Source organism: Streptomyces lichenis (genome assembly GCF_023218175.1).
GTDB classification, from domain to species: Bacteria; Actinomycetota; Actinomycetes; order Streptomycetales; family Streptomycetaceae; genus Streptomyces; species Streptomyces lichenis.
The window spans coordinates 1-15,538 of the sequence record NZ_JALPTH010000017.1 but is presented as its reverse complement, the minus strand read 5'-3'; the positions used below and the strand labels follow the sequence as shown (position 1 = coordinate 15,538).

General features: G+C 74.4%; 12 protein-coding genes. 7 read left to right on the top strand and 5 right to left on the bottom strand.

All coding sequences use genetic code 11. From position 1 onward, the window contains the following. Position 1: 1 nt before the first annotated feature. The 3 genes from M1O15_RS18035 to M1O15_RS18025 all read left to right on the top strand — a co-directional run bounded on the left by M1O15_RS18035 (position 2) and on the right by M1O15_RS18025 (position 3,136). Positions 2 to 418 carry a CBS domain-containing protein gene (locus tag M1O15_RS18035; RefSeq protein ID WP_248634962.1) on the top strand — a complete coding sequence of 139 codons (417 nt, stop codon included), beginning with the start codon at positions 2 to 4 and terminating at the stop codon, positions 416 to 418. An 87-nt stretch (positions 419 to 505) separates the two neighbouring features. Further along, on the top strand, positions 506 to 1,384 hold the full coding sequence (locus tag M1O15_RS18030; RefSeq protein ID WP_248634961.1) for an oxygenase MpaB family protein: 879 nt from the start codon (positions 506 to 508) through the stop codon (positions 1,382 to 1,384). An 87-nt stretch (positions 1,385 to 1,471) separates the two neighbouring features. After that, complete coding sequence (locus tag M1O15_RS18025; protein ID WP_248634960.1) at positions 1,472 to 3,136, top strand: phytoene desaturase family protein; 1,665 nt, start codon at positions 1,472 to 1,474, stop codon at positions 3,134 to 3,136. 91 nt (positions 3,137 to 3,227) lie between these two features. Here the strand turns inward: M1O15_RS18025 and M1O15_RS18020 are convergent, their stop codons facing one another. Then, positions 3,228 to 5,396 carry a discoidin domain-containing protein gene (locus M1O15_RS18020; protein ID WP_248634959.1) on the bottom strand — a complete coding sequence of 723 codons (2,169 nt, stop codon included), beginning with the start codon at positions 5,394 to 5,396 and terminating at the stop codon, positions 3,228 to 3,230. A 252-nt stretch (positions 5,397 to 5,648) separates the two neighbouring features. On the opposite strand from M1O15_RS18020, the gene M1O15_RS18015 reads away from it, so the two are divergent. Then, positions 5,649 to 6,719 carry a LacI family DNA-binding transcriptional regulator gene (locus M1O15_RS18015; protein WP_248634958.1) on the top strand — a complete coding sequence of 357 codons (1,071 nt, stop codon included), beginning with the start codon at positions 5,649 to 5,651 and terminating at the stop codon, positions 6,717 to 6,719. A 122-nt stretch (positions 6,720 to 6,841) separates the two neighbouring features. Here M1O15_RS18015 and M1O15_RS18010 read toward each other — a convergent pair whose 3' ends face one another. From M1O15_RS18010 to M1O15_RS18000, 3 genes are all read right to left on the bottom strand, one after another. Continuing rightward, on the bottom strand, positions 6,842 to 7,018 hold the full coding sequence (locus M1O15_RS18010) for a hypothetical protein (RefSeq protein ID WP_248634957.1): 177 nt from the start codon (positions 7,016 to 7,018) through the stop codon (positions 6,842 to 6,844). A gap of 159 nt (positions 7,019 to 7,177) precedes the next feature. Beyond that, positions 7,178 to 7,372, bottom strand: coding sequence for an antitoxin (locus M1O15_RS18005; RefSeq protein WP_248634956.1), 195 nt, complete (start codon positions 7,370 to 7,372; stop codon positions 7,178 to 7,180). A gap of 164 nt (positions 7,373 to 7,536) precedes the next feature. Then, the gene (locus M1O15_RS18000; RefSeq protein ID WP_248634955.1) at positions 7,537 to 9,348 is read right to left on the bottom strand and encodes a serine hydrolase domain-containing protein; all 1,812 of its coding nucleotides are present in this window, start codon (positions 9,346 to 9,348) and stop codon (positions 7,537 to 7,539) included. Between the two features lie 203 nt (positions 9,349 to 9,551). On the opposite strand from M1O15_RS18000, the gene M1O15_RS17995 reads away from it, so the two are divergent. Both M1O15_RS17995 and M1O15_RS17990 read left to right on the top strand, forming a co-directional pair. Beyond that, positions 9,552 to 10,766 (top strand): calcium:cation antiporter, encoded by a 1,215-nt coding sequence (locus M1O15_RS17995; protein WP_248634954.1) that lies wholly within the window; start codon positions 9,552 to 9,554, stop codon positions 10,764 to 10,766. A 143-nt stretch (positions 10,767 to 10,909) separates the two neighbouring features. Then, positions 10,910 to 11,758, top strand: coding sequence for an alpha/beta fold hydrolase (locus M1O15_RS17990; RefSeq protein WP_248634953.1), 849 nt, complete (start codon positions 10,910 to 10,912; stop codon positions 11,756 to 11,758). Positions 11,759 to 11,884: 126 nt separating this feature from the next. Here the strand turns inward: M1O15_RS17990 and M1O15_RS17985 are convergent, their stop codons facing one another. Next, entirely contained in the window at positions 11,885 to 14,251 is a 2,367-nt protein-coding gene (locus tag M1O15_RS17985; protein WP_372499498.1) for a penicillin acylase family protein, read from the bottom strand. Positions 14,252 to 14,676: 425 nt separating this feature from the next. Here M1O15_RS17985 and M1O15_RS17980 point away from each other — a divergent pair, with 425 nt between their 5' ends. Then, the gene (locus M1O15_RS17980) at positions 14,677 to 15,309 is read left to right on the top strand and encodes a VanZ family protein (protein ID WP_248634952.1); all 633 of its coding nucleotides are present in this window, start codon (positions 14,677 to 14,679) and stop codon (positions 15,307 to 15,309) included. The last annotated feature ends 229 nt before the right edge of the window (positions 15,310 to 15,538 follow it).

Sequence of the window (15,538 nt, the reverse complement as noted above, 5' to 3'; positions counted from 1 at the left end):
CATGCCCAACGCACGCCAGCTGATGACCGAGAGCGCCGACTGCGTCGCCGAGGGGGACACCGTCCTGGAGGCGGCCCGCAGGATGCGGCAGCTCGGCGTCGGGGCCCTGCCCATCTGCGGCGCCGACGACCGCCTCAAGGGCATGCTGACCGACCGCGACATCGTGGTGAAGGCGCTCGGCGCGGACCGCGACCCGGCGACCACCACCGCGGGCGACCTCGCCCAGGGCGAGGTGGTCTCCGTGGACGCCGAGGACGACGCCCGGTTCGTGCTGCGCCGGATGACCGAGCACAAGGTGCGCCGGCTGCCGGTGATCGAGGACCACCGCCTGGTCGGCATGGTCTCCCAGGCCGATGTGGCCCGTGCCCTGCCCGAACCGGAGGTCGGCGACCTCCTGGAGGCCCTCTCCACCGATTGACCGATTGACCGATTGACCGACTGGCCGGCCGACGGGTCCGCTGCGCGGGGGCTGCCCCCGCCAGCCGAACGGCGGTACCGTCGGGTCATGGGTGCAACCACGGGTAACCCCCAGCCGGATCCCGGCCTCTACGGCCCCTCCACCGTCACCTGGCACCTGCACAGCGACCCGATGATGTGGGTCGCCGGGGTCCGGGCGTTGTACCTCCAGGCGCTGCACCCCCGCGCGGTCCGCGGAGTGCTGATCAACAGCACCTTCATGGACGACGCCTGGGGCCGGCTGATGCGCACCGCCGACTTCGTCGCCACCCTCACCTACGACTCCACCGAGACCGCCGAACGCGCCGGCGCCCGGGTCCGCCGCATCCACCGGCTGCTCGGCGTGGACGACCCCGAGCTGCTGCTGTGGGTGCACTGCGCCGAGACCGACTCCTACCTGGACGTGGTCCGCCGCTCCGGTGTCGCCCTCACCGACGCCCAGGCCGACCGCTATGTGGACGAGCACCGGGCGAGCGCCCGCCAGGTCGGGCTGGACCCCGCCGAGGTGCCCGCCTCCCGCGCGGAGCTGGCTGCCTACTTCGCCCGTGTCCGGCCCGAGTTGAGTGCCGGCGAGGACGCCTTGACGGTGGACGCCTTCCTGCGCCGCCCCCCGGTCCGGCCCGTCCTCGTCCCGGCCCGCGCGCTGCTGTGGCGCAACGTCTCGGCGCTGGCCTACCACGCCCTGCCCGCCTGGGCCCACACCCTGTACGGGCGGCCCGCCCCCGCTCCCGACACGGTCGACCGGCAGCTGCGCGCCGCGGGCAACCTGCTCCGCTGCATCCCCGCCGACGTCCGCTGGCAGCTGCCGCCCCAGCACATCCACCGCGCCATCGACCGCCTCGGCCGCCACACCCGCCCCGCGCCGTACAAACTCCGCCTCCCCACCGGCACCGCCCCCACTCCGCCGGGCGACGAACGGGCCGCCTGACCGCCCGGCGGCCAGCCGCCCCCACCCCGCTCCCCGTCCCGGCCCGCGCCCTGGCCCGACCGGCCGCACCCGTGCTAACCAGAGGCCATGACCGCCGCACCGCGCGCCCACGACCCCGCCCCGGACCGCGCCGCCCACCCGGACAGCCACCCCGCCCGGCAGACGTCCCCGGGCACCCGCCGCTATGACGCCGTCGTCATCGGCGGCGGGCACAACGGGCTGGTCGCCGCCGCCTATCTGGCCCGGGCCGGCCGCTCCGTCCTCGTCCTGGAGCGCCTGCCCGCCACGGGGGGCGCCGCCGTCTCCACGCGGCCCTTCCCCGGGGTGGACGCCCGGCTCTCCCGCTACTCCTACCTGGTCTCCCTCCTTCCCTCCAGCATCGTCCGCGACCTCGGCCTGCGCTTCGCCACCCGCAAGCGGACGGTGTCCTCCTACACACCGGTCCGGCGCCCCGGCGCCGCCCCCACCGGCCTGCTCGTCGGCGCGGGCCGCACCCGCGCCTCCCTCGCCGCCCTCACCGGATCCGACCGGGAGTACGAGGCCTGGCGGCGGTTCCACGCCATGACCGCGCGGGTCGCCGCCCAGGTCTTCCCCACCCTCACCGAACCGCTGCCCACCCGTGCCGCGCTCCGCGCCCGGATCGCCGACGACACCGCCTGGCGCGCCCTGTTCGAAGAACCCCTCGGCGTCACCCTCGAAGCGCACTTCGCCGACGACCTGGTCCGCGGGGTGGTGCTCACCGACGGGCTCATCGGCACCTTCGCCGACGCCCACGACCCCTCCCTCGTCCAGAACCGCTGCTTCCTCTACCACGTCATCGGCGGCGGCACCGGCGACTGGGACGTGCCGGTCGGCGGCATGGGCGCCCTCACCGCCGCCCTGGAGCATTCCGCCCGCGCGGCCGGCGCCCGCATCGCCACCGGCCACGAGGCGGTGCGGATCCACCCCGGCCAGGGCGAGAGCGAGGTCGTCTACCGCACCGCCGACGGCGAAGGCACCGTCGCCGCCTCCCACATCCTGGTCGGCGCCTCCCCGCACACCCTCGCCGCTCTGCTCGGCGACCCGCCCCCGCCGCCCGCCGAGGGCTCCCAGCTGAAGGTCAACATGCTGCTGACCCGGCTGCCCCGGTTGCGCGACCCCGCCGTCGACCCGGCGACCGCCTTCGCCGGCACCTTCCATGTCGCCGAGGGGTACGGCCAACTGGCCCGCGCCTACCGCGAGGCCGCCGCCGGCCGGGCGCCCACCGCCCCGCCCGCCGAGCTGTACTGCCACTCCCTCACCGACCCGGGCATCCTCGCGCCCGAGCTCGCCGCGAGCGGCCACCACACCCTCACCCTCTTCGGCCTGCACACCCCCGCCCGGCTGTTCACCGGCGACCACGACGCCACCCGCGCCGCCCTGCTGGACGCGGTCCTCGCCGAACTCGACGCCCACCTCGCCGAACCCCTCAGCGACTGCCTCGCCCGCGACGCGGACGGCCGCCCCTGTATCGAGGCCAAAACCCCCCTCGACCTGGAACGCGAACTCGGCCTGCCCGGCGGCCATATCTTCCACGGCGACCTGTCCTTCCCGCACGCCCCGGACACCGCCGACCCGGCCGGGACGGAAGATGCCGCCGCACAGTGGGGCGTGGCCACCGGACACCCCGGCATCCTGCTCTGCGGCGCCGGCGCCCTGCGCGGCGGCGGCGTCAGCGGCATCCCCGGCCACAACGCCGCCATGGCCGTCCTGCACCCCGCCCCCGGCCGCTGACCGCCCCGCCTCCCCCCCCCGGACCGGATGACCCCGACCGGCCCCGCCCCCGACGCGAGGGCGGAGCAGGCCGTCGGGGCGTTTCCCGGCCTTACGGGAAGTGGGTCACCGTCGAGGGGATGGTGGAGGTGCCCGAGGTCGGGCCTCCCCGGTCGTTGATCACATGCTCGAACTGGCCGTTGCCGCCCAGGGAGACCACCGACAGGCTGTGGAACCTCACCCCGGGCTTCACCGGCGCCTTGAAGCCGTGGTCCTGCCGGATCGTCGGATCGACGTTGTAGTAGCAGTAGCTGCCCAGCCCCCAGCCCTCATGGGTGTCCACCGAGTCGTCCACCCGGTAGGCGGCGTACCCCTTGGTCGCACCGTTCTGGATGGCGGCCTGGTTGGGCGCGTCGTACGCCTTCTCGTTCTGGAAGAAGATCGTCCGGCCGCGCTCCCCGAACCACTCCACGTCGTACTTGTTGAAGTGCTCCACGAACAGCCCGGTCGCCAGCACGTCGTCGCCGTTGACCCGCACCCCGTAGTCGGCCCGGTTGGTCTCCCAGCCCCAGCCCTCGCCGTGGTCGGCGCGCCACACCCAGGTGTGGTCGATGATCGTGTCATCGCTGTTGACCACCATGCTGGTGGTCGCCTTGCCCGGGCCGGCGCCGCCGATCCGGATGAACACGTCCTGCACCGTGGTCGGATCGGCCGCATGGTCCGCGGACGCGCCCTCCGGGCCGATCTCCACGAGCGTACGGGAGTTGACCGGGCCCGCGTCGACCAGCAGACCCGCCAGCCGCACCCCGTCCACATCGGCGACCTTCAGCGCGGTCACCCCGTTGTCCGGGATGATCGTGGCGTAGCCGAGTCCCAGCACCACGGTGTCCGCCCGGTTCACCTCGATGGGCCGGTCCACGTGGTAGACGCCCGGGGTGAACAGCAGGTGCAGCCCCTGCGCCAGCGCCTGGTTGACGGTGGCCGCGGTGGCGCCCGGCTTGACCACGTAGAAGCGGCTCAGCGGCAGCGAGGTGCCCTGCGGCGCCCCGTTCCCCCACGACGTGCCGCGCGCGCCGGTCCGCTTGGCCGGCACGAACACCTTGTACTCGCTGCCGTCCAGGTACAGGAACGGCTTCTCCCGGGAGACCGGCGTGGTGTCCAGGGTGGTGTACGGCGGGTTGGGGAAGCCCGTCGCGGGTGCGCCCTGCACCCCGGAGAAGACCATGTTCCACACGCCGTTGGTCCAGCCGCCCACCGAGCTGTCCCGGGTGTACCACTGCTGCTGGGAGTACGGCCCCACGGTGCCGTCGATCCTGCTGTCCGCGATATAGCCGCCGCTGGCCCAACCGTAGCCGTCCGGGGCCAGGTTGAGCCCGCCCTTCACATGCATCCGGCGGAACGGGGCCGCCTGCGACACCGCCCACCGGTTGGTGCCGCTCACCGGGTTCAGCGCCAGGTTCTCCGCCGAGCGCCAGAAGTTCTGGGTGGCGTTGCCGTTGAACCAGCCCGCGTCGACCGTCACATCGCCGTTGAAGGTGGTGTCGTCGGGGGAGAGGCCCAGGCCCGAGATCGAGGTGTAGAACCCGATCTGCGCGTTGATATTGCTGTACGTGCCCGGCTTGAACAGCAGCTGGTAGCGGCCGCTGCCGAACTGCGCCGACTCCTGCCGCCGGAACACCTCGTCCAGCCGGCCCTGGATGTTCGGCGTCGAGGGGTCGAAGACCAGGACGTTGGGGCCGAGGTCGCCGCCGCCCGGCAGCTGCGGACCGCTTGTGGTGGTGCCGTACACCTGGAACTCCCAGAGCGAGTAGCCCCACTGCGTGGCGCGGGCCGTCCCCAGCATCCGCACGAAGCGGGCGCTGCCGGAGACGGCCACGGTCTGGGTGCCGCCGGTCGAGGTGGTGGTCGTGTGGGCGTCGCTCCAGTCGGTCCCGTTGCCGGACAGCTGGATCCGGTACGCCCGGGCGTACGCGGCCTCCCAGCGCAGCACCACCCGCTCCACGGACGCCTGCGCGCCCAGGTCGACCTGGAGCCACTGGGGGTCGGACGCCGCACTGGACCAGCGGGTGCCCGGATCGCCGTCGACCGCCGCGGCGGCCGAGGACCAGGTGTGCTCCTGACTGGAGGCGGTGGCCGGCCTGCCCTGGGAGAGCAGGACCGGCTCGGCGTGCGCGGGAGGCGCCGGGACGAGGGCGAGCAGGGCCGCGAACAGCGCGGCCGCGAGGAGCGCGGCGGTGCCGCGGGCCCGTGGCGGACCACTGCTCCGTGGTGCGAAGGACATGGGGGTCTCCTGACTGGCGGATCGGCGGGTGCGGCGGACTCGGCGGCGCGGACACGCCGCGAGGGGAGGAGGAAAGGGGGATCGGAGAATGGGAGAGCGCTCTCCGGCTATCCGGAAGCTTCAGCCGGGTGACACTCCGCGTCAAGAGGCGTGCACCGATGCGACAACCAATGATCAGAGGCCAGTTGGCCGACCTGCACACTTCGGTGGAGCGCTCTCCCGAAGAGTCGGCTCAGTGCTATAAAGACGCCCATGAGCGCCGCCATGAGCAGAGGCTTCGGACGGTCCGCGGGTGCCCCCACCCTGGAGGACGTGGCCCGCGCCGCCGGCGTCTCCCGCGCCACCGTCTCCCGGGTGGTCAACGGGGTCCGCAACGTCGACCCGGTCATCCAGGACGCGGTACGCCGGGCGGTCGCCGCCACCGGCTACGCGCCCAACCGGGCGGCCCGCTCACTGGTGACCCGCCGGGCCGAGACCATCGCGCTGGTCGTCTCCGGAGCCGACGACGACTCGCCCTCCGCCTCCACCGCGTTCGCCGGACGGACCGTCACCGACCCCTTCTTCGGCCGGGTCGTCACCGGAGTGGTCCAGTTCCTCCGGCCGCGCTCCATGCACCCGGTGCTGATGTTCGCGGAGTCCCCGGCCGACCGCGACCATGTGGTGTCCTACCTCCGCCAGGGCAGCGCCGACGGCGCCCTCGTCGTCTCCAACCACGCCGACGACCCGCTGCCCGCCCAGCTCGCCGCCGCCGGCCTGCCGGCCGTGGTGTTCGCCCGCCCCGCCCTCCCGGTCCCGCTCAGCTGCGTCGACCTCGACCACCGGGAGGGCGCCCGGCTGGCCGCCGAGCACCTCCTCGCCCTCGGCCGCGCCCGCCCGGTCACCATCACCGGCCCCACCGCCCTGCCCGCCGTCCAGGAGCGCCTCGGCGGCTTCCGCGACACCATGGCCCGCCACGGCGTCACCGCGGTGCCCGTCGCCGAGGGCGGGTTCAGCCAGGAGTCGGGCGAGGCCGCGATGGCCCGGCTGCTGGCCCGCCACCCCGACCTCGACGCGGTGTTCGCCGCCAACGACGTCATGGCCCAGGGCGCCTGCCACGTCCTGCGGGACCGGGGGCGCCGGATCCCCGAGGACGTCGCCGTCATCGGCTTCGACGACGGCCCGGTGGCCGCCTCCTGCCGCCCGGCGCTCACCACGGTCCGCCAGCCCGTCGAGGACATGGCCGCCGAGATGGCCCGGCTGCTCCAAGGCCACATCGAGCACCCCGACCGCCCGGCCACCACCGTCGTCTTCGCCCCGCGACTGGTCCTGCGTGAGTCCGCCTGACCCGCCCGGCCCCGCCCCCGGGCCGCTGTCCGTCACGCCTCCGGACATGCCGCCGGCCGCCCCCGAGGGGACGGCCGGTGCGGGGCCCGGGCGCCGGTCACACCGGCACCCGGAGCGCCACGTCAGTCGATCTCGTACTCGCCGCCGTGGATCCACTCCACCCGGACGTCGCCGGCCTGCGCCCGACCGGCGTCGAACCAGGCGCCCTCGACATCGGAGGTGTGGGCGGCGGCGGGACCGGCGGCGGCGAGGCCGACGGCCATCAGACCGGCCAGAACGAAAGCGATACGCCGAAGCATGGGTTTCTCCTTCGAGTGGGGACTTCCGTGACGACTGTTCACCACCCCGCGCGCCCCCGCACCCCGAGCGGTCCGCCCGGGTGGCGCCGCGCACGGACGCGCCCCCGCCGCCGCGCTCGGGGCGCGGGACGGGGGCGCGGGTGAGAAGGAGCGCGCGGCTCACGTACGGGTCGGCGGGTCCTGGTTCGGGTCCCTGCCGAACTCGTCCTTCATCCGGTCCTGGGCGGAGTCGACCTGGCCGCTGTACTTGCCCCCGGTCCGCTTGTCGACATAGTCACCGCCCTTCTCGACACCTTTGTCGACCTGGGACTCGTGGCCTTTGAGCTTCGCCTTGATCTTGTCCATCATGGACATGGGTCATCCTCCTCGCCGAGCGATCCCCCGCCCCTCAGTCTCACGCGGCGGTCCGGGCTTCGCATCCGCGCGCGGCCGCCCCCGGTTTCCCCATCGGCGAAATCGCACGTCAGAGGGGGTTTCCCGGCGCCGCAGGCCCAGAAGTGACTCCCCGCCCCCGCCGGTCAGTCCGCCGAGAGCGTCCAGCCGTCCGCCTCGACGCGCGCGGCGTCCGCGGGCCGGGTCTCGTCGAAGAGGGTCCGGGCACCGTCCAGGACCCGCATCCCGTCCACGTACACCCCCCGGCCCACGTACCGCGGGTCCGTGGTGTACCGCCAGCGCAGCCGCACCTCGGTGCCCCGCCAGCCGGACAGGTCCGCCTCCACCCGGTGCCACACCCGTCCGGACCAGCCGGTGACCGTCCCCTGCGGACGGGACTCGGCGGCCGCGCCGGGGCGCGCGGTGGTGAACGGCACCGGCCGCCAGCTCGCCCCGCCGTCCCCCGACGCCTCCAGGAACACCGCGTCGGTACGGGGCTCGGTGTCCCACCACAGGGAGCAGCGCAACCGGGGGCGGGGCGAACGGGGGGTGAGCGCGGGCAGCGCCAGCACCGCCGTCCGGCCGGAGGCCATCCCGCCGAACCAGGCGGTGCGCCCGTGCGCGGGGCGTACGGCGACGGCGCGGGCCATCCGGTCGGCGGTGGCGACCCGGGGCGCCGAGCCCGAGCGCCAGGAGCGCACCGGGTGCACCGAGTTGCCGAGCACCACCAGGAAGGAGTCGGTGGTGGGGTCGATCACCAGACTGGTCCCGGTGAAGCCGGTGTGACCGGCGGTCAGCGGGGTGGCCATCGCCCCCATGTACCAGTGCTGGTTCAGCTCGAAGCCGAGTCCGTGCTCGTCGCCCGGGAAGTCCGTGTTGAAGTCGGTGAACATCAGGGTGACCGAGGACGGCTCCAGGATGCGGGCCCGCCCGTACACCCCGCCGTTGAGCAGGGTGCGGGCCAGTACGGCCAGGTCCCAGGCACAGGAGAACACCCCGGCGTGCCCCGCCACCCCGCCCATCGCGTGGGCGTTCTCGTCGTGCACCTCGCCCCACACCAGGCCCCGGTCCAGACCAGACCACGGCGGGCGGGCGTCCTCGGTGGCGGCGATCTTGGGCCGCCAGGAGGCGGGCGGGTTGTAGCGGGTGCGGTGCATGCCCAGCGGGCCGGTGATCTCGTTGCGCAGCAGCCCGTCCAGCGCCTGCCCGGTGATCTCCTCCAGGATGAGCTGGAGCGTGATCAGATTGAGGTCGGAGTAGCGGTAGACCGAACCGGGCGGGTCGGCCGGGGCCTCCTTCCACAGCAGCCGCAGCTGCCCCTCCCGGGTCGGCTCCTGGTACAGCGGGATCCAGGCCCGCAGCCCCGAGGTGTGCGTCAGCAGCTGCCGCACGGTGATGTCCTGCTTCCCGCCGCCGCCGAACTCCGGCAGATACGTCGCGGCCCTCTCCTCCAGCTCCAGCCGGCCGCGCTCGATCTGCCGCACCGCCAGGACGGAGGTGAAGAGCTTGGACACCGAGGCCAGGTCGAACACGGTGTCCTCGGCCATCGGCACCCGCCGCTCGGGCGGCAGCTCCACCCCGGTGTCCGTCTTCTCGTCGTAGCCCGCATACCGCACCGCGTGGCCGATCGCCCGGTGCAGGGCGACCGTGCCGCCGCGCCCGGCGAGCAGCACCGCCCCGGCGTACCAGGGGTGGGTGGGGGAGGGGCCGAGGAAGCGCTCGGCCTCCGCCACCAGGTCGTCCAGCGCGGCCGGCAGCAGCCCGGCCCGCTCGGCGGAGCCCAGCCGCAGGGTGGGGCGGCTCTCCGGCCGCGGACGCCCCGCGGGCCGGGCCTCGGCCGCCGCCGCCCCCGGAACCGCACCGATCACCAGGGCACCTCCCAGTGCCAGCATCCCGCCGCCCAGCCGGCGACGGCTGATCTCCGGGTGCCTGCCGCCATGCTCCGCCCCCTCGGCCATCGCCGCCCTCTCCGCTCGCCGCGGGCGGCACGGACCGGCCGCTCGCTGAAAGAATCCTTCGGACCCCCGCGCAGTAGGTGAAACTTTCTTACCGCCGCCGGTGCCGCGTCAAGAACCCGTCACCCGCGCCGTACCCGGGGCCGGAGGGCCCCATCGGCCCACCCGGTTTGGCGGATCACCTGACGGGATGACAGCGTGAGGCCATGGGCAGCGGCACGGAGGGCAGGGACGGGGCGGCGAGCGAGCGGCCCGCGGCGCGGCGCGGCGGTGAACCGGAGGAGGGGAGCACCGGGTCGGATCAAATTCCCGACGGGTTCCCGGCGCGCCAGTGGACCACCTGGGTACCGGTCGCCGCCGTGGTGGTCCTCGCCCTCGGCTGGGGCCGGGACCTGCCCGGACCGGTGCTGGCACTGGTCGGCGCCGTCCTGATCGGCTCGGTGCTGTCCGCCGTCCACCATGCCGAGGTCGTCGCCCACCGGGTCGGCGAGCCGTTCGGCTCCCTGGTCCTCGCCGTCGCCGTCACGGTGATCGAGGTCGGGCTGATCGTGATGCTGATGGCCGGCGGGGGACCGGAGGCCGCGACCTACGCCCGGGACACCGTGTTCGCCGCCGTGATGATCACCTGCAACGGCATCGTCGGCCTCTCACTGCTCGTCGCGGCCGTACGCGAACGCGTCGCGGTGTTCAACGCCGAGGGCTCCGGGGGCGCGCTCGCCACCGTCACCATGCTGGCCACCATGACCCTGGTCCTGCCGTCGTTCACGACCAGCCACTCCGGTGCCGAGTTCTCCGGCGCGCAACTCGTCTTCGCCGCCGTCGCCTCGCTCTGCCTCTACGCCAACTTCGTGGCCGTGCAGACCGTCCGGCACCGCGACTACTTCCTCCCCGTCGCCCGCCACCCGGAAGGCGGCGGCACGACCGCCACCCCCGAGGACCCCGAGGAGCACGCCCCGCCGCCCGGCGCCCGCACCATGTGGTGGAGCGTCACCCTGCTGCTGGTGGCCCTGGTGGCGGTCGTCGGCAACGCCAAACTGGTCTCACCGGCGATCGAGGACGGTGTCGAGTCGGCCGGACTGCCCAAGGCGGTGGTCGGCGTGGTCATCGCCCTGGTGGTGCTGGCACCCGAGACCCTCGCCGCCGTCCGCGCCGCCCGCCGCGACCGGATGCAGACCAGCCTCAACCTCGCCTACGGCTCCGCCATCGCCAGCATCGGACTGACCGTGCCGGCCATCGCGCTGGCGTCCGTCTGGCTGAGCGGCCCCCTGGTCCTCGGCCTCGGCGCGGTGCACCTGGTACTGCTGGCCCTCACCGCGGTGGTGAGCGCCCTGACCGTGGTGCCGGGCCGGGCCACCTCCCTCCAGGGCGGACTGCACCTGGTGCTGTTCGCCGCGTTCGTGTTCCTCTCCATCAGCCCCTGACGGCCGCCCCCGGGAGGGCCGCACCGCCCCCTTCCCTCCGGCAGCCCGCCGCCGCCCCGTCCACCGGCGCGGGTAGGGTGACGGACAGGCCGCCGGACGGCACCGTGCACGGGGAAGCACCACCAGCCGAGGAGTGAGTGCGCATGGCCAGGATCGAACTGTCCGCGGGACCGGTCGACTACCAGGACACCGGCGGGGACGGCCCGGTGCTGGTGTTCTGCCACGGCGTCCCGATGAACGAGACCCAGTGGCGCAAGGTGGTGCCGCTGATGACCGGCTACCGCTGCGTCCTGCCCACCCTGCCCCTGGGCGGCCACCGCACCCCGATGCGCCCGGACGCCGACCTGACGCAGCGCGGAGTGGCGCTGCTGCTCGGCGAGTTCATCGAACGGCTCGGGCTGGACGAGGTGACGCTCGTCCTCAACGACTGGGGCGGCGGCCAGTTCCTGCTGTCCGAGGGCCGGGGCGAGCGCGTCGGGCGGCTGGTGCTGGTGGCCTGCGAGGCGTTCGACAACTTCCCGCCCGGACCGGGAAAGGCGCTGGAGACGATCGCCCGCGTCCCCGGCGGCATCCGGCTGCTGATGAACCTGCTGCGCATCCCGGCGGTGCGCCACGCCAAGGCCACCTACGGCGGGATGAGCCTGCGCGGCGTACCGGACGAGATCATGGACGACTGGTTCGCCCCGGCCCTGCGAAGCCGCTCCATCCGCCGGGACTTCGCCAGGTTCGCCGCCTCGGCACCCGACCGCGCCACCCTCCTCGACTGGAGCGAACGGCTGCGCTCCTTCGACCGCCCCGTCCTGGTCGTCTGGGCGGCCGAGGACCGGCTGATGCCCCGGGAGCACGGCCCCCGGCTCGCCGCGCTCTACCCCCGGGGGCGGCTGGTCGAGATCGCCGGCTCCTCCACCCTCGTCCCCGAGGACCAGCCCGAACGCCTCGCCGCCGAAATCCGCTCATTCCTCGCCGAGACAGCCCCACCACCGGCCCGCTGACCGCGCGTCGGCCGTCCCCGCCCCCTCGGCCGGGCGAGGCTCTCGACCGGCGCTCACCCCCGCCCCCGCGCCCGGCCCCACCGCGCCGGGAGCCACCGGCGTGGCGGGGCCACCGGGGGCGGCCCGTCACTGGCGCACCCGCACCACCCTCAGCTTCGGGTCCGCCAGGATGTCCCGCTCGCAGAACCGGGCCGTCACCCAGCGCTCACCGGAGAACAGCCTCGTCTGGTCCGCGAAGTACGGCGAGCGCGGGTCGGACGACTGCGCGTACGTCAGCAGCGTCCGCGCCACCGGGCAGCGGCCGCCGTCCCAGCCGACCGCCTGCACATGGCTCGTCCCGTGCACCACCTCCGTGTAGGCGCCCTTCGCCGGGTCCCACTGCCCGACGATCATGTTCCACACCCCCAGCCGGCCGGCGCCGCCGGGCACCGGGATCCGCTCCCCGCCGCGCACCACGTACTGGTGCGCACCGAGCGGCGCGTCCAGTGGCGTGCCGGCGGACCGCAGCTCGGCCACCGCCTGCCGCAGCGCCATCGCGAAGCCGGGGCGGGAGGTGTCCAGAGTGTTCGGGGTGCCTGTCGGATCGGCCGCCGAGAACGGCACCTTCCACAGCTGCCCCGAGGGCACCAGGGCGCTCAGCTTCTGCCAGAACCGGTCGAACAGCAGGGCGCCCCGGCTGCCGGTGTCCGTCGTCCGGTCCCACCGGGCCAGTACCGCGCACGCCTCCGGCTCGTCCGGGAGCGCCGCCGGGCAGGCCCGCACCACGTCGGCGACGGCCAGGTCCGCGGCGGGCACCCGGTTGGCGAACTGCTGCCGTTGGAGGTCGGCCACCGTCAACCCGCCCCGGGCCGCCATCGCGGACACGTCCTCGGTGCCGCCCCGGGTACGCAGCGACCGCTCGGTCGCCACGGTGCCGAACACCCGCTCGTAGCCGGTCAGCGGCCGGTCGGCGTTGGCCAGCCAGGCGCTGTCGTTGGAGTTCACCGCGTACGGCGCGTCCTGGAGGACCGGCATCCGCCCCGGCCCGAAGATCCCCGGCTGGGCCGCGTCCCGGTCACTGCCCAGTGCGCAGTCCCCGCGCGAGCCGTCCAGCACGGCCAGCCCCGCGGCCGGGTAGACCACCCTGCCCAGCGGCGTCGAGCAGCGCTCCGCCAGCTCGTCGGTGATCCTCGGCAGCACCTGCGCCTGGGTGAACAGGGTGCCCCCGGAGGAGTCCGCCGCGACGGTGTTCACCCAGGGCAGCCCCTGCGCCCGGTCCAGCGCCTGGCGCACCCCTCGTACCGAGCGGGCCCTGGCCAGGCCCAGCGCGGCGTCCGTCATCCGCAGATGGGCCGCGTTGGGATCGTTGAGCGCGTACGCGGTCGTCGCCGACCAGGGCAGCGGCAGCTCGGCGTCCAGCGAGGTGACCACCGGCCCGAACCGGGTCCGGTACTGGCTGCGGCGCACGCTGGAGCCGTCCTTCAGCGGCACCGCCACCGTCCGGACGGTCATCCGCTCCCGGGCCCCGTCCACCAGGTAGACCGTCGGGTCCGCCGGGTCCAGGGTGAGCTGGTGCAGGTTGAGCGGCACCCCGGTCGAGACCGTGTGGCTCCACGCCACCTTGTCGGTGAAGCCGATGCTGACGGAGGGCGAGCCGAGCAGGGAGCCGCCCGACACGTTCAGTTCGCCGGGAATGGTCTGCTGCGACTGCCAGAACCGCCGACCGCCGTGCCAGGGGTAGTGCGGGTTGCCGAGCAGCAGTCCCCGGCCGTTCGCCGTGGTACTGCCCCGGAAGGCCACCGCGTTGGAACCCATGCCGGCCTTGCCGGCCGCGAACAGCTCCCGGGCCGCCCGGGCCGAACGCGCCGGATCGGCCGCCGCCCCGGCCGCAGCCTTGCCGGCCGTCGGCGGCCGTGCGTCCGTGATGCCGTCGACCGCGCCTCCCTCGCCGCCGAGTACGGCGAGCGCGTACAGCCGGCGGGCCACGTCCAGCTCGCTCACCGGCCGCACCCAGTCCGCGCTCCGGCAGGCCGGATCGGTGATCCGGTTCTGCTTCAGCCAGGCGTTGTAGCCGGCCGCCCAGCCCCGGACCAGCTCCTTGGACTGGCGGCTGGGGCCCTGCGGTGACGGCCGGCCGAGCAGCCGCTCCACGGTCCGCGCGTCCCGCACCCCGCGGAAGTACAGGTCGCTGCCCAGGTTGGTGGAGGCGGAGGAGAGCGAGCCGTCACTCCTGCCCTGGGGCCCGAAGTGCCGCGACCGTTCACCGCGCACGGTCGTGAAGCCGTCGGCCAGCACACAGACCTGGTCGGCCGCCTGCGCCCAGCCGGTACCGAAGCCCAGCTCCGCGTAGTCGCGGGCGAGGATGTGCGGTATGCCGTGCTCGGTGTAGCGGATCGTCGCGGACAGCCGCCCGTCCGAGGGGCGGTGCCGTTCGGCTCCCGTGGCCACCGGCCCCGGCGGGCCGGCGGCGGACGGCGCGGTGCCGGCGATCAGCGCCGCCAACGCGGCCACCACCGGAACGAGGACTCTCCTGCGAGTGCTTCGGGCGAGCAACGTGCCTCCCAGCGGAAGTCGGCAGAGCGCGGCCAACGCACCGGGCGACCGCTTCCGCCATCACCGGGCGTTCGGCTCATGCACCCATCCCGCCCCGCACACTGTCAACCGCCCCGGGGGGTCCGAGCACGACTTCCGGGACCGCTCAGGGACACCGGCTCCAGGAACCACGGGCAAGATCGGGGACCGACCCTGACAACCCATCAGACTGTCCCTGACCCTGCATCAGGGAGGCCCCGGGTGACTGCCGGTGAGGGCCGGGCGGGCCGCCGCGGTCGCCACCGCCGGCCCTTCTTCCGCCGCGTCCCACGGCACCGGCATGCCGCCAACGGCCCCGGGTAACCGGGCGAGGACTGCCAGAACCGAACACCGCCTCGGGAGCTCCCATGCTGCGATCAGCCAGGCGCGGGTCCATCGCGACGCGCACCGCCACCGTCCGCGACGGTACCGCCGACCCCGCCCCGGCACCCAAGGAAGGCCCGCCCGCGCCCGAGCCCCCGGAGTCCTCCGCGTCGCGGCGCGAGGGGCCGTCGCCCGTGGTCCGCGCCCTGGCGGTGGTCCTCGCCTTCGCCGCCATGGTGGGCTTCGCCGTGGTGCTGGCCCGGCTGACGCTGGAACCCTCCATCGCCTCCGAACCCCTCACCCACACCAACCTGCGCCCCGGCGACTCGATCCGCTCCTACCTCGACCAGCCCGCCTTCCGGGACACCGTCAAGCAACTGGGCGGCAACATCGTGCTCGGGGTGCCGTTCGGACTGCTGCTGCCGGTGCTCTTCCCGCGCGCCCGCGGCCTGGTACGGGTGGTGCTGCTCACCGCGCTGGTGATGATCCTGGTCGAGCTCGTCCAGGGTGCCATGGTCACCGGCCGGGCCTTCGACGTGGACGACGTCCTGCTCAACTGCACCGGCGCCCTCCTCGGCTACCTGCTCCTGGGCCGCCGGCTCGGCCGCGCCGTCCACCCGCGGCGCCGCCACTGGTGGCACCGCTTCTCCCGGTCGCGTCAGCCCGTGGGGGAGTAGCCAGACGGTGGGGGAGCAGGTCCCCGCCGGGGACCCGCTCCACACGGCGGTGAACGGGAGTGGGGCCGGCCCACAAGAGGCCGGCCCCACTCCCGTAACGTTGCCCGTTGCCCGTTGCCCGTTGCCCGTTGCCCGTTGCCCGTTGCCCGTTGCCCGTTGCCCGTTGCCCGTTGCCCGTTGCCCGTTGCCCGTTGCCCGTAGCCCGTAGCCCGTTGCCCGGTGTCAGCCG

Coding starts and splice junctions, on each gene's coding strand:
- M1O15_RS18000 (WP_248634955.1), bottom strand. CDS start 9,348: ATGGCCGAGGGGGCGGAGCATGGCGGCAGGCACCCGGAGATCAGCCGT.
- M1O15_RS17990 (WP_248634953.1), top strand. CDS start 10,910: ATGGCCAGGATCGAACTGTCCGCGGGACCGGTCGACTACCAGGACACC.
- M1O15_RS18035 (WP_248634962.1), top strand. CDS start 2: ATGCCCAACGCACGCCAGCTGATGACCGAGAGCGCCGACTGCGTCGCC.
- M1O15_RS17980 (WP_248634952.1), top strand. CDS start 14,677: ATGCTGCGATCAGCCAGGCGCGGGTCCATCGCGACGCGCACCGCCACC.
- M1O15_RS18020 (WP_248634959.1), bottom strand. CDS start 5,396: ATGTCCTTCGCACCACGGAGCAGTGGTCCGCCACGGGCCCGCGGCACC.
- M1O15_RS18005 (WP_248634956.1), bottom strand. CDS start 7,372: ATGTCCATGATGGACAAGATCAAGGCGAAGCTCAAAGGCCACGAGTCC.
- M1O15_RS17995 (WP_248634954.1), top strand. CDS start 9,552: ATGGGCAGCGGCACGGAGGGCAGGGACGGGGCGGCGAGCGAGCGGCCC.
- M1O15_RS18030 (WP_248634961.1), top strand. CDS start 506: ATGGGTGCAACCACGGGTAACCCCCAGCCGGATCCCGGCCTCTACGGC.
- M1O15_RS18010 (WP_248634957.1), bottom strand. CDS start 7,018: ATGCTTCGGCGTATCGCTTTCGTTCTGGCCGGTCTGATGGCCGTCGGC.
- M1O15_RS18015 (WP_248634958.1), top strand. CDS start 5,649: ATGAGCGCCGCCATGAGCAGAGGCTTCGGACGGTCCGCGGGTGCCCCC.
- M1O15_RS18025 (WP_248634960.1), top strand. CDS start 1,472: ATGACCGCCGCACCGCGCGCCCACGACCCCGCCCCGGACCGCGCCGCC.